Origin of the sequence: Marivirga aurantiaca (assembly GCF_016679925.1) — a bacterium.
In the GTDB taxonomy this organism is placed as follows: domain Bacteria; phylum Bacteroidota; class Bacteroidia; order Cytophagales; family Cyclobacteriaceae; genus Marivirga; species Marivirga aurantiaca.
Genome location: NZ_JAEQBW010000007.1, coordinates 24,157 through 41,107 on the forward strand (window position 1 = coordinate 24,157; position 16,951 = coordinate 41,107).

Below are 16,951 nucleotides of genomic sequence, written 5' to 3' on the forward strand. Positions count from 1 at the left end.
TACCAAATTACCAATTTGCTACTGATGCATTGAAAATGTCAATAATGATTTGATCTGTTATAGTTTCTATTAATTGATCTTCCACGGCTGTAAGCTGGGTAGTATTGGGATCAAAATCATCATAAAATGAAAAAGTTCGGTTTTCAAAATTGAAGGTTTCATCTTTGGTGTTTACATAACTCGCTTTCACAGTTATGGTTAATCTTTGCCCACCTGCTCTATCCGCTACGTTTCTGTCACCGGAAGAAGTAATTGCAATAGGAGTTACCCTATAACCGGTTATACTTCCTTCCAATTGTAAATCCCCATTATTGTCTACGAATTCCAGACTGGTATTTTGCTGATAATAATCCCTGATTTCTTCAGTAAATGTTTGCTGCAAACTGGGTGGCCCATTGCCGGCATCGTTATTGAAATATTGAATAGACATCGTTTTCACACTGGGAGCGATGGATGCGCCCGTAAATGAATACACTCCACAACCTGTAGCGGCCAGGAGAATCATACAGCTAAGTAAAAGTTTAATTCTGGAGGTCATATTGTTTTATCTTTCTATATAAAGTACGCTCCGATATCCCCAAATCTTGTGCCGCATATTTTCTTTTGTTATTATTTTTTACGAGGGCTTTGTGAATCATTTCCTTTTCCTGCTTTTCCAGGGAAAGTGAATCATCTTCAATTTCATGTTCGGCATCCTGAACATCTTCCAGGTCATAGTTATTGTTTTCCTCCTCTTCCTTTTTAGCACTTAGTAAATAAGGGGCACTATCATTATTGTCCGATTTAAATTCATTATGTCTCATCTCAAATAACTCTTCGTGGTCTTTGATGATTTCATCTCCGTAATTCTCATTTTTGAGTACCCTGTGAACCAGTTTCTTTAATTCTTCCACATCATTCCTCATGTCAAAGAGTATTTTATACAAAATATCCCTTTCAGAAAAATTCTCTTTATCTGAACCCTTCTCTCCCTGATTGTGATAGAGAGCAGGCATCATATTGCCTTCTTGAGGCAAATATTTCATTAATATTTCTGCATTAATCTCCCTTTCTATTTCCAGCAATGAAATTTGTTCCGCTATATTTTTCAGTTGCCTTATATTGCCGGGATAGCGATAACCTACCAAAACGTTCTTCGCATCATCTGTAAGTTTAATGGGAGTCATGCCATATTTTTCAGCAAAATCGCTGCTGAATTTTCTAAATAATAGTTCCACATCATTGCCTCTTTCCCTCAAAGGAGGCACAAAGATGGGTACTGTGTTTAAACGATAGTACAAATCTTCGCGGAACTTACCTTTCTCCACTGCTTTGATCAGGTTTACGTTGGTGGCGGCCACTACGCGTACATTCGTTTTATTTACTTTTGACGAGCCTACCCTTATAAATTCACCATTTTCAAGTACCCTAAGCAAACGGGATTGAGTAGGTAAGGGCATTTCGCCAATTTCATCCAGGAAAATGGTTCCTCCGTCTGTTACTTCAAAATAACCTTTTCGGGCATCATACGCACCGGTAAATGAGCCTTTTTCATGACCAAACAATTCCGAATCAATAGTTCCTTCCGGAATAGCTCCACAGTTCACTGCAATGAACTGGCCATGTTTGCGTACACTTAACTGGTGTATTATTTTTGAAAAGGATTCCTTACCTACACCGCTTTCTCCTGTGATAAGCACAGTCATATCAGTAGGAGCTACTTGCATAGCTACTTTGATGGCATAGTTCAGTTGGTTGGAGTTGCCAATTATTCCAAATCTATTTTTGATAGTTTGTATTTCCAATGTGCTATTTTTTATCAATTGCTTTTCCCAGTAGAGTAGCTCCGGTGCATTCCTCTACCAATACATTAACATAATCCCCTTTCTTGAAGTTTTCCTTAGGGAAAATCACCACTTTATTGGCTGAATTTCTGCCTTGCAGGTGTTCTTCGGACCTTTTGGAAAAGCCTTCTACCAATACTTCGTGTACCTTGTTTAAATCCAGTTGATTTCTTTCCAGGGAATAAAATCTTTGTTTATCAATGATTTCCTGTAACCTTCTTTTTTTAGTTTCCAACGGTATATCGTCTTCATACTTTTTCTCAGCCAATGTTCCGGGTCTTTCGGAATAGTAAAACATATAGGAGAAGTCGAATTTGACATAATCCATCAAAGTTAAAGTATCCTTATGTTCTTCCTCGGTTTCTGAGCAGAAACCTGAAATCATATCAGATGATATGCCGCATTCTTCTCCCAAAATATTTCTGATGGCATCAACGCGATTAATGTACCACTCCCGGGTATAAGTTCGGTTCATCATTTTCAATATTCTGGAGTTACCACTTTGTGCCGGCAAATGAATGTAATTGCAGATGTTGTCGTACTTTTTAATGGTATAGAGCACTTCATCTGTAATGTCTTTAGGGTGAGAAGTAGAAAACCTTACCCTTAAATCAGGAGATACTTTGGCGACCATCTCCAATAAATTGGCGAAATTGACAATGTCAACTTCCTCTTTACGTTCAATTTTTTCTAACTGCGCTTTATTGTTAAGTACTTCCGACCATTTATAAGAATCTACATTCTGACCTAAAAGTGTTACTTCTCTATACCCTTTATCGTATAAATCCTGAGCCTCTTTTACGATAGAATGAGGATCCCTGCTTCTTTCCCTGCCCCTGGTAAAAGGCACTACACAGAAAGAACACATATTATCGCAACCCCGCATAATAGAAATAAGTGCAGAAATCCCGTTTGAATTCAGACGTACAGGACTGATATCAGCATAGGTTTCTTCCCTGCTGAGAAATGTATTGACAGCTTTTTCGCCATCATCAACGGTTTTTACCAAATTAGGTAAGTCACGGTAAGCATCCGGACCGGCTACCAAATCCACTAACTTCTCTTCTTCCAATAATTTGGTTTTCAATCGCTCTGCCATGCATCCCAATACCCCAATTTGCAAGCCTGGCTTGTTGGATTTGGCTTTCTGAAAATCAGTTAATCTTTTACGGACGGTGAGCTCGGCTTTCTCCCTGATGGAGCAGGTATTTAGAAAAATAACATCTGCATTATTGAAATCACTAGTGGTGTCAAAACCATTGTCCTTCATAATGGAAGACACAATTTCACTATCTGAGAAATTCATCTGGCACCCGTAACTTTCAATATATAGTTTACGGTTCTTGCCTGTGTTTTCCTCTTTTGAAACCTGAATACCACAGGCCTCCTCTGTTTTTTTATCTTCAAAAAGTATGTCTAAATCCTTAATTAATTCACTCATTTGTTGGATTGTGATTTTTAATCTCTCGAACTGATTATTAAAAGGCAAAGTTAATTAATATTTGTCAAAAATGACATTATGGCAGGCTTTTTTCAGATTTTTTCAATTGCTGAGAGCCTGCTGAAAAAGTCTTAACCTGAGTTCGATTGCTATAAAATGCCGTCATGCCGGAAAATTAAGACTTAACTTTTCTAAAAGTCTTAATTTATCCGGTATCTCGTGCTAAATATTAATGAGATCACGGATAATTTTCTTTTTGAAAATGTTAAAAGAAAATTTCCGAGATGACGTCCTAATGAAGTTTTAGGTAAATTTTAAAATCGAACTCAGGTTCTTGGGTGCATTAGATGTAAACGAGTGAGGGGAAGGCTTGTAGGAAATACTTCGAACTGAAGCCGTTGAAGTCGATCAATAATCAGACAGACGTTTCAGTGCGCCCTGCTCAGTACTTGCTGTATAGCATGTGCTTTTAATAAACATTCTTCATATTCCTCCTCCGGTACAGAATCATGTGTGATGGCACTGCCCACCTGGTAATGAAGTTTGCCTGATTGCTGATTGTAAAATATAGACCTGATGACTACATTGAAATCAAAAGAGGATAAGCCGTTGAAATAGCCAATACTGCCTGAGAAAATATTTCTTTTGGTTGTTTCATATTTTTCAATGAGTTGCATAGCCCTTATTTTTGGAGCTCCGGTCATACTGCCCATAGGAAATGCATTCCGTATGATGTCCACACTGGAAATCCTGTCTTTAGGGAGGGCACTTATGGTACTTATCATTTGATGAACATGCCTAAAGCTATAGATTCCAAAGAATTCATCTACTTTTACACTACCAGGCATAGCCGATTTGGCCAGATCGTTTCTTACCAGGTCTACAATCATCATGTTTTCGGCCTGTTCCTTTTCACTTTTGCTCAATGCTAATTTAGATAAGTAATCCTCCTCCGGATCCTCACTTCTCCTGGCCGTTCCTTTAATAGGCTGACTGATTATTTTTCCATCTTCTAATTTGATGAATCTTTCGGGGGAAGCGCATAGCACATATTTTTCTTCCCATTTTAACAAGCTGGAAAAAGGAGTAGGGGAGTGCTCTGAAAGTTTTAAAAATTCCCTGATGGGATCAAAGTTTTCTATTTCAGTGGAAAAATTGATACAATAGTTTATTTCATAGATATCGCCTTCCACTATGTGTTGTTTTAAAATATTAACTGTTTCTAAATAGGCCTTTCTTGAAGTATGTGCTATTATGGGGTTAATTTTTTTAGATATAAAAGTTGTTGAGGTTTTGTTGTTCTTGATGATTTTATCGAGTTCCTTTTGGTAAAATTCTACCTTTTCTGATTCAATAATTACCTGATTCCCATGAAAATGGAAAATGCAATCAGGCTCGAAAAATCCCATGGGCTCCCAATTGATTTCTTCCGGATTATTGCTTTCAAGTTTCTCCAACTCATTTTTAAGGTCGTAAGAAAAATAGCCATACAACTTTTGCTCCTGATGGTTGTTCAGGTATTCTTTGAGCTTATTAAAATGATCGTTCCCCTGAATTTTTATTTCCCTATGGCCAATAGCCAGTTGGTGGGTAAATGTACCATTCGGATAGTTTTCTGTTTGTTGAGGATTGAAATAGCATACATAGGGGAACTGTTGTGCCCACCTTAAAATGTATACAATTGCTTGTTTATTTATTGATACAGTTGTTTCTCCCTCCCTCAAAATTTCTAATTTGATTTGTTCTGAAAACAAAATTGCAAAAAAAAAAGCCCTGCATAACTGCAGAGCCTTAAAATTTCTTTCAAAAAAAATCACATTGTTTGTTCGTTGGCTGCTTTTAGATCAAAACCAACTCCAACTGTGTTGTATATAAATTTATCTTGAGCTTTATCCACTGCTTTGGCTTCATCGCCATACATCAATCCCCAGTCAGTTCTATCGATACTGAAATTGGTGAATGCTTTTACTGAATCTTCAGTTACATCAATTCTTGCAGGAACAGTAATTGCCAGGGTTTTACCTCTCATGGTTAAGTTACCTTTAATTTCGTGAGTTGCGCCCTCAAGTTCAAAGTCTTCAAGTTCCATGATGCGCTCACCCTCTTCGGGTTGTTGCATATCATTGGAATAAGAGTTATAAGAAGTTGCAACATCATCTTTTGGCTGAATAGATTTTACAGAAACTATTTCAAAGGTTGCAGTAGGATGATTGGCTGCATCAAAGAAATCGTCTGACTGTAAGTGTCCTACCAGTTTTCCATGACTCTCTTCATCATCTTGTAAATCCGTAATGGTGATTTTATTAATATCAAATACTAATTTGCCACCGGTTACTTCACCATCTTTCACTTTGATAGTACCATCAGCTAAAGCAATATTGCCATAATGTCTTCCTGTAGGTTTGGTTCCTACAAATTCCATTGAAGCTTCTTCATTGGAAATTGTTAATTCATTACCTTCGCTAACTGTAACTTCTTCTTCTTCGCTTACCTTTGCCTCGTCTTTTTTCTCGTTAGAGGTACAAGCAGCTACCAAAAGTAGAGCAAATACGTATAAACTTGTTGTTTTTAGAATTTTCATGTTTATGTTGGGTTTTAGTGATTGCGAGGATAACGAATTTCAATTTAATATGTTCATACTTTAGTTGTGTTTTCAACTTTATTTTAAATATTAATTAATATAACAATAAAAAACATGGGAATAATAAAAAAATGTAAAGGGATATCACCCTCATGGGGAAAGGATAGTTTCATAGCTGACAATGCTGTTATAGTCGGAGATGTGATTATGGGAGATTCTTGTAGTGTTTGGTGGGGTGCTGTTATAAGGGGAGATGTGAATTCTATTCGAATAGGAGACAGGACCAATATACAGGATGGCGCCATTATCCATTGTACTTATCAAAAAGCGGCTACTAAAATTGGCAATGATGTTTCAATCGGTCATCAGGCGATTATACATGGATGTACGGTGGAAGATTTGGCATTGGTGGGAATGGGTGCCATTGTAATGGACCATGCAGTGGTTCAGTCCGGGTCTATTGTAGCTGCCGGTGCCGTGGTTTTGGAAAATACTATAGTGGAATCAGGCTATATTTATGCAGGAGTGCCTGCTAAAAAGGTAAAAAAAATAGAGGGTGAATTGGGCGAAATATTTACCAGGACAGCCAAAAATTATGCGATGTATAAGGATTGGATTGAGGATTGAGGGAGGTGTGGGTTCGCAAATCCTCTTAGTAGGACCTTAGTGGATGTTGCGGGAATTAGAGGAAGAAAGGGGCAGGCTGGGAGCTTATGGCTCACGGGCGGCTATTCACACTTTTCTGCATTTTATTAAAAACATTGGCTGATTTTCATTCACATCAATGATTTCAACAAGTCCTGCTTTGCTAAATTCAGCTTGTACTGCTTCCTTGTCGTAATAAAATATTTTTGCTCCTTCGTGAAATTCATATCGATCTTTACTAATTCTTTTTCCTTTACCGAAATTGGCAGCTTCTTTCGTTACTGCTGTAAAAACCATATAACCACTTTCATTCAGTTGGTTATAGCAATTGTTAATTAATTCTGCCCTTTCGTTATTGTCCAATAAGTGAATGAGAGCGTAACAAAATATTCCATCATATTTTTTGTCATCAAAAGGCATATCTGTTACAGAGCCGTGATAAATGTTCAAGTCTGTTCCATAATGCTTTTTAGCTAAATCAATGGCAGTTCTGGAAATTTCAATTCCTGTTACTGTCATTCCGTTGTCTCTGAAAATTTGTGCATTTCGTCCATAGCCAATACCGGGAATGAGCATATTACTTACACCATTTTCGACAAATAAATCCTTTGTTAGTAAAGCAGATTTGGCAGGTTCAAAGCCCCACATTTCTTGCTTGTCAATAAAGTTTGCTTCCCAAAATTCTGTCATAGTTGCTATCCTTTACACGCAAAAATTGTCCCGTATTCGGGATTTTATCTTCTAATATTGCGCAATCAAAACCCATATTTTTTACTAAGCTGATAATGTTAGATGCATTAATATTTTTGCCTTCTACCCTCAGAATATTGTGCTGACATGGAAAGAAGTCTATTTCATCATGTTCCATATCAAAAGTAATTTTCAAGGCAAGAAAAATTTCTTTTATTTTACTCACCAGCTTGCGATCAATGTCGTTAAGTTAAGACAGACTTCCTTCTCCCTTTGGAGAAGGATAAAAGGTTGAGGTTTTAGTTTAAAGCTTAACTTAACGACATTGAGCTGACGATTATCAGTAGCACTTTTAATGTTTGTTATAAACACTTCAACCATTTTTAAAAAGTTTCTTTTACCAATTCCCCATTTACCATAGCTCCAGCTACGTTGCCAGTATACACGGCATTGGCCACTGAGCGCATCATGCTACTATTATCGCCACAGGCAAACACACCATCAATGGTGGTCTTTTGAAAAAGATCTACCTTAATATGACCGTCTTCCGTGAGTTCACAACCTATTGCTTTTGGTATTTCTGAATGCTGCCTGAAAGGGAGTGCGGCATAAACGCCTTCAAATGACATTTTTTCTCCATTTTTAAAAACCACATTTTGAATATATCCTTTCTGATGTTCAATTTCTGATATTTCAGCATCAATTATTTTTATGTTGTGGCTGGTGAGTTTTTGGATTTGCTCCCTTGTAAAATCTGCTTTGCCGGAAGTTAAAATTGTTAAGTCCTCTGTTAAATTTTTTACTAAGGGAGCAAGGTGCATGGCTCTTTCGGCATTCGCTAAAATCCCTGTTTTGCTATTGCGTAATTCATAGCCATGGCAATAAGGACAATGAACTACTGAAATACCCCAACAATCGGAAAACCCTTTTATATCAGGCATTATATCAGTAATCCCCGTGGCAAAAATCAGTTTTTGAGAGAAAAATTCTTTACCGGATTGGGTTTGAATTCGAAATTCGTTTTGGATTTTTTCCCCACTAACAGCAATATCGGTAAGGAAGCTGACTGAGCTATATTTTAATACCTGCTCCTTTGCGATTTTCGCTATTTCAGCAGGTTTGGCCCCATCTTGTGTAATAAAATTGTGGGAGTGCGGAGTCTGTCGGTTGCAAGCTAATCCACTATCAATAATCAGCACATTTCTTAATGACCTGCCCAAGGCCATTGCAGCTGATAAACCCGCATAACTTCCACCTATAATGATTGCCTCAAAGTTTTTAGTATCTGTCATATGATTCTAATTTAGAGAAGCCTGTAAGAGGTATTATTGGATTTAAGTGTAATCCCAATACTCTTAATGACTTCATTGATTCCTTGCTTGTTTATTTAATATTAATGCAATTAAGTTGCGTTAAATGCTTTACAAACATAGAATCGTTTTTGCAATAACGCAACTTAATTGCAATAAAAAAGAATGAAACGGGGAGAGACATAGTCTAAAACAAAAATCCCTGAAGTTATTGACTGGGTACTGAACAGGTTTTGTGAGGATGGTAAAGTCCTTAAGGTGGTTGTGGATGATGGAAAGCAATATTTTGGTTCGGTTGAAGAGTTGCTAAACTTTAGCTGATATTTTGAGATCACGGTTAGAGAGGAGTAAGTTGAAAGCTTACTTAATTACTACCACAAGTTACGCTATGATAAACTTACGGTAGTAGGAGTAATCATTGGAAATATCACGTTGGATGCTTCCGTAAATGAAAGCATCCAACGTGATGAGTAGACAATATCAAAAGATAGTTTTCAAGGACCTTGTAAAACAGGTTCCCAGTAAATTTTTGTATCGAAGATAACCATATCCATACAATTAATTGGAGAGGCAGCAATAGCAATTGCCGTCCCATGTAGTGTCTCATCAAGAGTCAAGGTGGTTAACTTATGATCAGCTTCCAGATTATGCTCCAACAATTGCCATTGTCCTGATTTGAAAATATAGACATCAAACAGAGGTCTTTCATTCCAATAACAGCCATCCGGATAAAGGTATGGGAGACGACTGGCAAAGATTTCAATTTTATTCACCGGAGAAGGATATATAAAATTCATTGCAACAAAGCCACCAGGTTGGATCTGAGCTTGGTAGCTCATTTCGCAGGTGTTGTAATACGCTCTCTTCCTGATCTTTGCCTCATGAAAATACCATGGTACAATCGGGCCGTTATCATCCAGCCACAATACTTGGTCTAAAAAATTCTTCTCAGAGGTGAAAGTTAACCTACCGCAGTTATAAGCAGCTGCGGCATCAATGGGAAGAAATTCGAACCAATTACTATTGAAATCTTCATAATACTCATCACTATTTAATACTCTGGCATTCACTCCGTTCTTTATTTCATTTTCAGGTACAGGCAGTTGTATTTCATTTTCTGATAATTCTTCTAGTATATTGGAATCATCACATCCAGACAGAGTGATCGCTGCTAACAGAATTAGTATGGTTGGTTTTAATATTATTTTTTTCATTGTTGTGTTGCTAAGTGATTAATCAGTAATTGAAATGTTGTCCAGAATAATCCTGCCTGTCGGATAATTAGGGTCATTAAATTCAAATTTTATACTTTTAATTTTGGTTAAATCAACGCCATTAAACGCTGAAAAGGGTATGATGTAAGAGCGCATAGCATTCTTTGTGGCATCCAGAGGTGAATCCGGGTGAGCTACCCAAAAATTTTGGAGAATTACCGGAGGTTTTATAAGGCCACCAAACGTGGAAATATTGATCGAATTGCTTGGAGTGTCAGCATCATCCACTAGTGAAATTCTGGAATCAACATCTGACATATTAGCATCACCTGTGTATCGCTGACTTATTGTAAAGGTTAGATACTTGTTTTCGAGATCCATATCATTGCTATTCAATAACTGAAAATAGGGATCATTGTTTTGTTGATTGTCCCAGGCAAGTTCAACACAATAGGTGTTATGCGGGCTATAAGGATCATCAATGGAGTAATACAGGCTATGATCAATATTGTTATAGTCTAATGTTATTGTATTTGAAATCCCGTTTAAAATATTCTGATTTTCAAAATTAACCAGCTTATAGAAGTTAGCAGACCAGTTTAAATGTCTGATATCATTAATCTGACCAAGACCGGAAGGCTTTTGCTGAAATTTTAAGTATTTGTTCTGAGATTCATCTCCCTGGAATTCCCTTTTTAAATAAGCTGTTATGTAGGATTTGGCAAACGGAATGGATTGATAATAATGTTGTGGTCCTTGCACAAATATCATCTCCTTATTATCAGCATTAAGAAGATTACTTTTCTGAAAATCATCATAGTACTTAAAAGCTGTTTTCATGGTTTGTCCCTGGGCTTTAGAACCAAATGCACTTCCGTCTGTATCATGAGATACGGATATTCCCATCATAGAAGGAACGTGCAAACTAAAATCAGGAGACTGGTTTTCGAATTCAGGATATACTGTTGGAGACATAAAAACCACCGCTTTTAAATTGAAACCAGCCCCGTAGATCCCGGGTTTACCAGGATCATATGGACCTCCCAATAGTTTTGTGATGGTAGATCCCCCGGCACTATGACCTATGATGGCCAGATCATGATTCATATAGGCTCCAAGATTATTTCCATTAGACATGACCTTTTCAAAAACATGCTTGGTATGCAAATAGAAAAGTTTGTCTCCTTGCTCAGGATCTTGTCCTGAAACCTGATTTCGCTTATAATAAAGAACAATAAAACCATGACTTACAATATGTTCCATCATGGGTCTATACTGATCAAAACCAACTTCGGTATTTGGATTGCCATCAGCATGAATAATTACGACAAATGGGAATCTTTCCTTGGTTATTTCACATCCTTCCCCTGTGGAAGTCTTGTTTTTTGGGATCATTACCCACCCTTCTCTCCAATATTCTTTATCGCTACTTACTTCTATGCCCGAGTTCTCCCGATTATCAGGTAAAGAATAGTCAATCACACAAGGGTCATAATACCCTGGTCTACCAGGATCTGGATACCATGCATAATCATTGGAAGACTCAGCAACTGGAGCTGCCCGCTCTCTCATTTCTGTTAGAAACGCTGGATCAGTACAGGCTAGAAAACTTGATAATAACATAATCATTATCAGGTTGATAAATTTTTGATTAGTATTGTTCATAATAATATTTGTCAGTTTAAGTACTGCAAATATTATTAATGAAAAGGTAAAGTGCTTGATCAATTGATGAATGAGGGGTTTGAATTAATAAATGAGGAGTTTTAATTAATAAAGAGATATTAACAAATACTACAAGAGTAGTATTCACCTATTTAATTGATTTTAGAAGTGCTCATCTTATGGATGTTAGAGCTAAAAACAGCAGAGTGGTCCACAGCTGTCCTTAAAGGTTTGGTTGAGTAATGGTGAAGAGCTAAGATAGTATATTTTATTTTATTTACGCTCCATCTATGTAATTATACTATTGACTGAAAAATATGAACTAATTCGAGTTTTAGAGGGAGAGTTCTCCTGAGAAGCAGGGTGTCTTACTTCATAATCAAAATTGATTTATTTGTCAAAATCGAAGAATCCAGACTGCTTAACAACTTCCCCAAAGTTCAAAACTTTTCCAAAGTTTACCACTCCATTCAATCACAAAAGCTGCCAATCGGGCTGCCTGGTGGCAAGTCCCTGGACTCTTTTACTTTGTAATCCATTGGTTGCTCTAAAAACAAATTGATTTGGCTTTGAAGATAATCTGCATGTACTTGTCTTCCAGCCAAGCTTCCAAATCCTCTTTGGCCCGCAAATGACTGGATATTCTTCAGTTGGGCCATCAATTCAGCCTGAACAAGGGGAGAGTTGTTGGCGTTTTGCATGCTTTTTATTAGTTGCATTACATAAGCGTGCTGTACCGTCATTTGAATGGCTCCTTGATACCCGCTTTGTTGCCTGCTTTTGAACAGTGCGTCAAATACAGTATTCAGTACTTCTTTTACTCCCGGGTTTTTACTATCCCGACTATTAAATTCTATTAAGCGAGCCATTCTTTCAGGATGTAATAACAATTCAAATACCATAGTGGCGGCTTGTTCCGATGCGCCTATGGCATCAAAAGTGACACCTGTTCTTCCTTTCAATAATTCCCTGTTGTCATAGTAGGAGAGTGGCCTTGGATGGATTTCCTTTAATAATTTTTCCGGTAAAGCCAGGGTTTCGGGAGATACGGCATTCAGTAAGCTATTGACTGCCTCCATTTGCCATTGAGGAGCGACAATTTGCATCTCTTTTTGTGCATCTCCTTTTACTTTATAGCTGTAATCTATGCCTCCGATTAGTTTCACAGCAGCTTCCACCTGGTAGCGGTGCAGAAAATAGACAGGGATCAACACATCCTGTATTTTAGCCATTGGTTCCCCTTTTCTAATCACGGAAGCATCCATTTTTTCAAAAGCTTTGGACCTGATGTCTATCAATCGATTTAATTCTACAACAGCATCTTTTCCGTTATCCCATAAATGCGCATAAGGATGAGCTCCCCCTGTGGTTCTTGCATCCCGATCAGATATAAATCTTAAGCCTGCCTCGGTAGCCTCTTCTAAAATTTTTTCCAGCGCTTTGTCTTCGTTTACCTCCTCAGGGAATTGTTCATAGCCATACCTGATCGCTATTTTATCCCATGATCCTATTCCTGAAGTATAAGCATTGCTAAGATCAATATTTCCTTTGTCGTCAATGGCTATTTTCGGATGCGGATAGTCCATTACGGAAGCATCCTCATTGGTGCTGGCAATATAATTATGAGCTAAGCCAATCGTATGACCTATTTCGTGGGCAGAAAGTTGCCTTAACCTGGCCAAGGCCATTTCTTCCATTCTTGGGTCACTATCATTTTCCTTAAAAGCAGCCAATAATCCTGTGGCTATTAAGTAATCCTGACGTACCCGTAACGACCCAAGGCTAACATGTCCTTTAATGATTTCACCTGTCCGTGGATCTACTACGCTTGCTCCATAACTCCAACCCCTGGTAGAGCGATGTACCCACTGAATTACATTGTATCTGATATCCAACGGATCAGCGCCTTCCGGAAGCATTTCCACTTGAAAACCATCGATAAAACCGGCAGCTTCAAAAGCTTCGTTCCACCACCTGGCCCCATCCAGCAGGGCAGATCTCACAGGCTCCGGAGTGCCGGGATCTAAATAATAAATAATGGGTTCAACAGCTTTGCTCTTTTCTTTTCCCGGATTGGCTTTTTGCAAACGGTGCCTGTTGATGTATCGTTGGTTGATGTCTTCTGTAATGGGCACACTGTAATCTTTAAAACCGGTACCAAAATAGCCGGCCCGTACATCAAATTCTCTTGGTTCGAAATCGTCATCAGGCAATTCAACAAAAGAATGGTGCTGTCTCACCGTAATGTTTTGCGGATCGGGTGTTACAGATCTTATTTCCCTGCCAATAGGCTCACCTGCGAAGGAAATCCAAAAGTCCAGTTCCGTATTTTGCTGGAAATTTCCTGAACCTTCCAAATGAAATGCGGAATTGGCTTTATTAAATTGATAACTTCCTTCTTTCTGGCTTTTGAGGCGATTCGAAACTCTATGTGCATCTCGAAGAAAGAAGTCTGTGGCATCCACTAAGACTGACCAATCCTGCTGCGCTACTATATCAAAAGAAAAAAGTATGGAATGAGAAAATGCATCAGTTATTGATTTGCGTTCAGCTTCGTTTTCTGTAGAGGCCCTGTAATCATAATTGGGTTGGAAAAGGAAAATCTTGTTGCCTATTTTTTTGAATGTTACTATTCTGGAATTGCCTATTTGACCTCTGTCAAGCCCTATGTCATTGGAACCTATTCCAGCGGAAAGGTAATTGACATATAAAAATTCTGTATTCAGCTTGTCTATTTCAAGCAATATTTTTCCTGATTTTTCATCCCAATAATAGTTGAAATAGCCAGCGAATTTTTCTTTTTCGGCTATTGTTTTTTGCCATTCCGATTGTGGTGTGGCATTATTGGCTGATTGGTTGGTTTTGCAGGCGGATAGCACTACGAATACTATAAACAACAGGTAAATTCTCATTTTCATAAATTTTACGGAAGTTAACTAAAACTATTAAATCATGAAAAAAATCACGTTTTCAATTAAAATTTATTTACTAACCTGAGATTGACTAATAAATAATGGCAGGTTTAGCCCCTCGGTCGGTGGCGCACCGACCGGAAGCAGAAGAGTTAGCTATTTGAGTAAGATGGTCCGTGCGCCACGGACCATGGAATGAGCCCCAAGAGGATAAGTTTTGAGCGAAAAGTAAGCTTGATCTGTAGGCTCTCAATTTTATCCACTGATGTCGAATATTATTTTGTCACTTTTCGATGAATAAATTTGATTTATATGTAATAATTATTTAATTGTAAGCTGATAAGTTAAATTATATATAATCTCTAAATAATAATATTTATGTCGTACACCAAAGTCATTGATTACAAGGATATTAAGATTGTCTATACCAACATTGTTGATACTGCCGGCAGCGAAGCTGTTCCTACATTTGATAAGGTACAGAAATTAGTAGCTGAGTTTCCGGATAAATCTGTGCTGTCTTGCGTGAATGCCACTAATGCTAGGTTCAATACAGAGTTGCTTTCCAAAATTAAGGAAACAGTGAAAAAAAACAATCCTAAAGCTAAAGCTACTGTAGTTTGTGGTTTGAATAAACTGTCTACTTTAATTTTAAATTCCATTATAGCAGCTACCGGTCGCCAAATGAAATTATTTAATACGGAGGAGGAAGGAATGGCATGGTTGTATGAATATGAAATGCAAACAACAGAGATAGCGGCCTCGGCATAATTTGTTTGATAGGAATTGTAAGGGGGCCTTCACAGCCCTCTCATTTTCCTGTAATTTTAGCTTTTCCTGCTTATTCCCCATTTGCTTTCCATTCCATAGCCAATTAATTATTGGGGTCGTTTAGTTAAGCTTTTATTCTAAAACTCAAACTTTCATTCTTCTCCGAGTGGATAAAGAGAAGCCAGCCAAAGGCTGGTCAGCCTCAGGTCGAGAAGTTTGCCTTAACTAAACGACATTGGATTATTTATCGTAATTTTGTATTGAATAAAAATTAAATTCAATGCCATTAATTATCAACAAAACCTACAAAAGTCCCTTTTACGCTTTCAATCAGCACATAGAAACCATTATTCCAAGTGCGATACGCAAAGTAAAAGGAGTGAATTATCATAGGGAAAGAATTACTACTCCTGACAATGATTTTCTGGATATCGATTGGCTTAAAGCCGATAATGATCAATTGGTTATTATTTCTCACGGACTTGAGGGCAGCTCTCACAGGCCATACGTAAAAGGAATTGCCAAACTTTTTCATCAGAATGGTTGGGATGCCCTGGCCTGGAATTGTAGAAGTTGCAGTGAGGAAATGAATAAGAATGAAATCCTTTACCATCATGGTTTCACTGAGGACGTTGACACAGTAGTACAACGCGCACTTGCTGACAATTACAAAAGCATCTGCCTGATTGGTTTCAGTATGGGAGGAAGCCTTACCTTAAAGTACCTGGGTGAAAATGCAGACAATCTGCCGGATTCTATCAAAGCAGGAATGGCTGTAAGTGTTCCTTGTGATTTGGAAGGTAGCTCAAAAATGCTGGCGCTTAAAGAGAATAAGTTCTATCAAAGTCGGTTCATGCGTAAGCTTTCAAAAAAGATGCTATGGAAAAATGAGCAGTTTCCCGGATTTGTGGAAATGAAGCCATGGAAATTATTTAAGAACTTTCATGAATTTGATACCCATTATAGCGCAAAGATTTTTGGATTTAAAGATGCAGCAGATTTTTATCAAAATGTGCAATGTTTGCCCTTTATCGAAAACATTAAGGTGCCCACCCTGGTTTTAAATGCATTAAATGATCCTATGTTGGCAGATTCCTGTTATCCGAAAGAACTGGCAGAGAGAATGCCGAATCTTACGTTGGAGATATCCGACAAAGGCGGACATGTTGGATTTATGCAAGCTGGAAAGGAATTTACTTACGCAGAAGAAAGAGCACTGCAATATTTCTCATCAATGGTATAGAATTAAATCTGTATGTTGCAAAAGGAATCTATAATCGATCATTTGGGAAGCTTTTTGTATGACTTTGCCTATACAAAAATAGCCGGAAAAGATATATTCGAGCAAGGGTTTTCTTCAGGAAAGAAAATGGTTATTCTCAATATTTCACCTTATTCCGATGGGTTAATGACAGAAGTGTTACTGGGATTGTCTTTTCTTCGGGTGGAAGAAATTTTACATCAATTCTCTAACAGACTGTACCACAAAGATGATATTAGCCTTACTTACTGGATTAATTTATCTCACTTTTCAGATGATTCAGCCAAAAGATACTTTGTTACCAGTAATAAAGAATTTCAAGAGGTTGTTGGAGGCCTGGAGGAATCACTTGTGAAAAACGGGTTCTACTGGCTGGATGATTTTTCAAATGAAAATAGTATTTCTTCCCGCATACATCAGGATATTGTCTCTAATAATGTCCAACATAAAAACCTGTACATGCTGTGCCAGCGAAGTTTAATTCTACAAAGCTTGTTGAGCATTCCTATTACTGATGACACATTTTACACCTATTATGAAATTTTACAATTACACAATGCTCCTGAAATTCAGTTGGAGGAGTTTCTTCGTTTCAGGATGTATGTTCAAGAGTTAAATCTAAATTGATCAGCTAACCC

Annotated in this window: 15 protein-coding genes; 4 read left to right on the top strand and 11 right to left on the bottom strand. The window is 37.7% G+C overall.

The window, feature by feature from the left end; translation table 11 throughout:
* Nucleotides 1-7: 7 nt before the first annotated feature.
* The 5 genes from JKA74_RS14485 to JKA74_RS14505 all read right to left on the bottom strand — a co-directional run bounded on the left by JKA74_RS14485 (nucleotide 8) and on the right by JKA74_RS14505 (nucleotide 5,845).
* Nucleotides 8-538 (bottom strand): LptE family protein, encoded by a 531-nt coding sequence (locus JKA74_RS14485; RefSeq protein ID WP_236587829.1) that lies wholly within the window; start codon nucleotides 536-538, stop codon nucleotides 8-10.
* The gene (locus JKA74_RS14490) at nucleotides 522-1,784 is read right to left on the bottom strand and encodes a sigma-54 interaction domain-containing protein (RefSeq protein WP_236587831.1); all 1,263 of its coding nucleotides are present in this window, start codon (nucleotides 1,782-1,784) and stop codon (nucleotides 522-524) included. Before JKA74_RS14490 ends, JKA74_RS14485 begins: the two co-directional genes overlap by 17 nt.
* 4 nt (nucleotides 1,785-1,788) lie before the next feature.
* The gene (gene miaB / locus JKA74_RS14495; RefSeq protein WP_201431935.1) at nucleotides 1,789-3,264 is read right to left on the bottom strand and encodes a tRNA (N6-isopentenyl adenosine(37)-C2)-methylthiotransferase MiaB; all 1,476 of its coding nucleotides are present in this window, start codon (nucleotides 3,262-3,264) and stop codon (nucleotides 1,789-1,791) included.
* A 428-nt stretch (nucleotides 3,265-3,692) separates the two neighbouring features.
* Nucleotides 3,693-4,988 carry an anthranilate synthase component I family protein gene (locus JKA74_RS14500; protein WP_236587833.1) on the bottom strand — a complete coding sequence of 432 codons (1,296 nt, stop codon included), beginning with the start codon at nucleotides 4,986-4,988 and terminating at the stop codon, nucleotides 3,693-3,695.
* A gap of 89 nt (nucleotides 4,989-5,077) precedes the next feature.
* Nucleotides 5,078-5,845 (bottom strand): YceI family protein, encoded by a 768-nt coding sequence (locus JKA74_RS14505; RefSeq protein ID WP_201431936.1) that lies wholly within the window; start codon nucleotides 5,843-5,845, stop codon nucleotides 5,078-5,080.
* Nucleotides 5,846-5,959: 114 nt separating this feature from the next.
* On the opposite strand from JKA74_RS14505, the gene JKA74_RS14510 reads away from it, so the two are divergent.
* Complete coding sequence (locus JKA74_RS14510; RefSeq protein WP_201431937.1) at nucleotides 5,960-6,472, top strand: gamma carbonic anhydrase family protein; 513 nt, start codon at nucleotides 5,960-5,962, stop codon at nucleotides 6,470-6,472.
* 105 nt (nucleotides 6,473-6,577) lie between these two features.
* Here the strand turns inward: JKA74_RS14510 and JKA74_RS14515 are convergent, their stop codons facing one another.
* From JKA74_RS14515 to JKA74_RS14540, 6 genes are all read right to left on the bottom strand, one after another.
* Nucleotides 6,578-7,180, bottom strand: coding sequence for a class I SAM-dependent methyltransferase (locus tag JKA74_RS14515; protein ID WP_201431938.1), 603 nt, complete (start codon nucleotides 7,178-7,180; stop codon nucleotides 6,578-6,580).
* Entirely contained in the window at nucleotides 7,149-7,406 is a 258-nt protein-coding gene (locus JKA74_RS14520; protein ID WP_201431939.1) for a hypothetical protein, read from the bottom strand. Before JKA74_RS14520 ends, JKA74_RS14515 begins: the two co-directional genes overlap by 32 nt.
* Before the next feature lie 157 nt (nucleotides 7,407-7,563).
* Nucleotides 7,564-8,472, bottom strand: a complete 909-nt coding sequence (locus tag JKA74_RS14525; protein WP_201431940.1) for an NAD(P)/FAD-dependent oxidoreductase — start codon at nucleotides 8,470-8,472, stop codon at nucleotides 7,564-7,566.
* 512 nt (nucleotides 8,473-8,984) lie between these two features.
* Nucleotides 8,985-9,704: a hypothetical protein gene (locus JKA74_RS14530; protein WP_201431941.1), complete on the bottom strand. Its 720-nt coding sequence runs from the start codon at nucleotides 9,702-9,704 to the stop codon at nucleotides 8,985-8,987.
* A gap of 18 nt (nucleotides 9,705-9,722) precedes the next feature.
* On the bottom strand, nucleotides 9,723-11,369 hold the full coding sequence (locus tag JKA74_RS14535; RefSeq protein WP_201431942.1) for an alpha/beta hydrolase: 1,647 nt from the start codon (nucleotides 11,367-11,369) through the stop codon (nucleotides 9,723-9,725).
* Between the two features lie 470 nt (nucleotides 11,370-11,839).
* Nucleotides 11,840-14,281 carry a zinc-dependent metalloprotease gene (locus JKA74_RS14540; RefSeq protein WP_236587835.1) on the bottom strand — a complete coding sequence of 814 codons (2,442 nt, stop codon included), beginning with the start codon at nucleotides 14,279-14,281 and terminating at the stop codon, nucleotides 11,840-11,842.
* A 378-nt stretch (nucleotides 14,282-14,659) separates the two neighbouring features.
* On the opposite strand from JKA74_RS14540, the gene JKA74_RS14545 reads away from it, so the two are divergent.
* The 3 genes from JKA74_RS14545 (at nucleotide 14,660) to JKA74_RS14555 (ending at nucleotide 16,940) form a co-directional block, all read left to right on the top strand.
* Nucleotides 14,660-15,052, top strand: coding sequence for a hypothetical protein (locus JKA74_RS14545; protein ID WP_201431944.1), 393 nt, complete (start codon nucleotides 14,660-14,662; stop codon nucleotides 15,050-15,052).
* Nucleotides 15,053-15,332: 280 nt separating this feature from the next.
* A complete protein-coding gene (locus JKA74_RS14550) occupies nucleotides 15,333-16,295 on the top strand; it encodes a YheT family hydrolase (protein WP_201431945.1) in 963 nt (320 codons plus the stop codon).
* 12 nt (nucleotides 16,296-16,307) lie between these two features.
* The gene (locus JKA74_RS14555; RefSeq protein ID WP_201431946.1) at nucleotides 16,308-16,940 is read left to right on the top strand and encodes a hypothetical protein; all 633 of its coding nucleotides are present in this window, start codon (nucleotides 16,308-16,310) and stop codon (nucleotides 16,938-16,940) included.
* The last annotated feature ends 11 nt before the right edge of the window (nucleotides 16,941-16,951 follow it).

Coding starts and splice junctions, on each gene's coding strand:
- JKA74_RS14485 (WP_236587829.1), bottom strand. CDS start 538: ATGACCTCCAGAATTAAACTTTTACTTAGCTGTATGATTCTCCTGGCC.
- miaB (WP_201431935.1), bottom strand. CDS start 3,264: ATGAGTGAATTAATTAAGGATTTAGACATACTTTTTGAAGATAAAAAA.
- JKA74_RS14505 (WP_201431936.1), bottom strand. CDS start 5,845: ATGAAAATTCTAAAAACAACAAGTTTATACGTATTTGCTCTACTTTTG.
- JKA74_RS14510 (WP_201431937.1), top strand. CDS start 5,960: ATGGGAATAATAAAAAAATGTAAAGGGATATCACCCTCATGGGGAAAG.
- JKA74_RS14515 (WP_201431938.1), bottom strand. CDS start 7,180: ATGACAGAATTTTGGGAAGCAAACTTTATTGACAAGCAAGAAATGTGG.
- JKA74_RS14525 (WP_201431940.1), bottom strand. CDS start 8,472: ATGACAGATACTAAAAACTTTGAGGCAATCATTATAGGTGGAAGTTAT.
- JKA74_RS14530 (WP_201431941.1), bottom strand. CDS start 9,704: ATGAAAAAAATAATATTAAAACCAACCATACTAATTCTGTTAGCAGCG.
- JKA74_RS14535 (WP_201431942.1), bottom strand. CDS start 11,369: ATGAACAATACTAATCAAAAATTTATCAACCTGATAATGATTATGTTA.
- JKA74_RS14540 (WP_236587835.1), bottom strand. CDS start 14,281: ATGAGAATTTACCTGTTGTTTATAGTATTCGTAGTGCTATCCGCCTGC.
- JKA74_RS14545 (WP_201431944.1), top strand. CDS start 14,660: ATGTCGTACACCAAAGTCATTGATTACAAGGATATTAAGATTGTCTAT.
- JKA74_RS14550 (WP_201431945.1), top strand. CDS start 15,333: ATGCCATTAATTATCAACAAAACCTACAAAAGTCCCTTTTACGCTTTC.
- JKA74_RS14555 (WP_201431946.1), top strand. CDS start 16,308: ATGTTGCAAAAGGAATCTATAATCGATCATTTGGGAAGCTTTTTGTAT.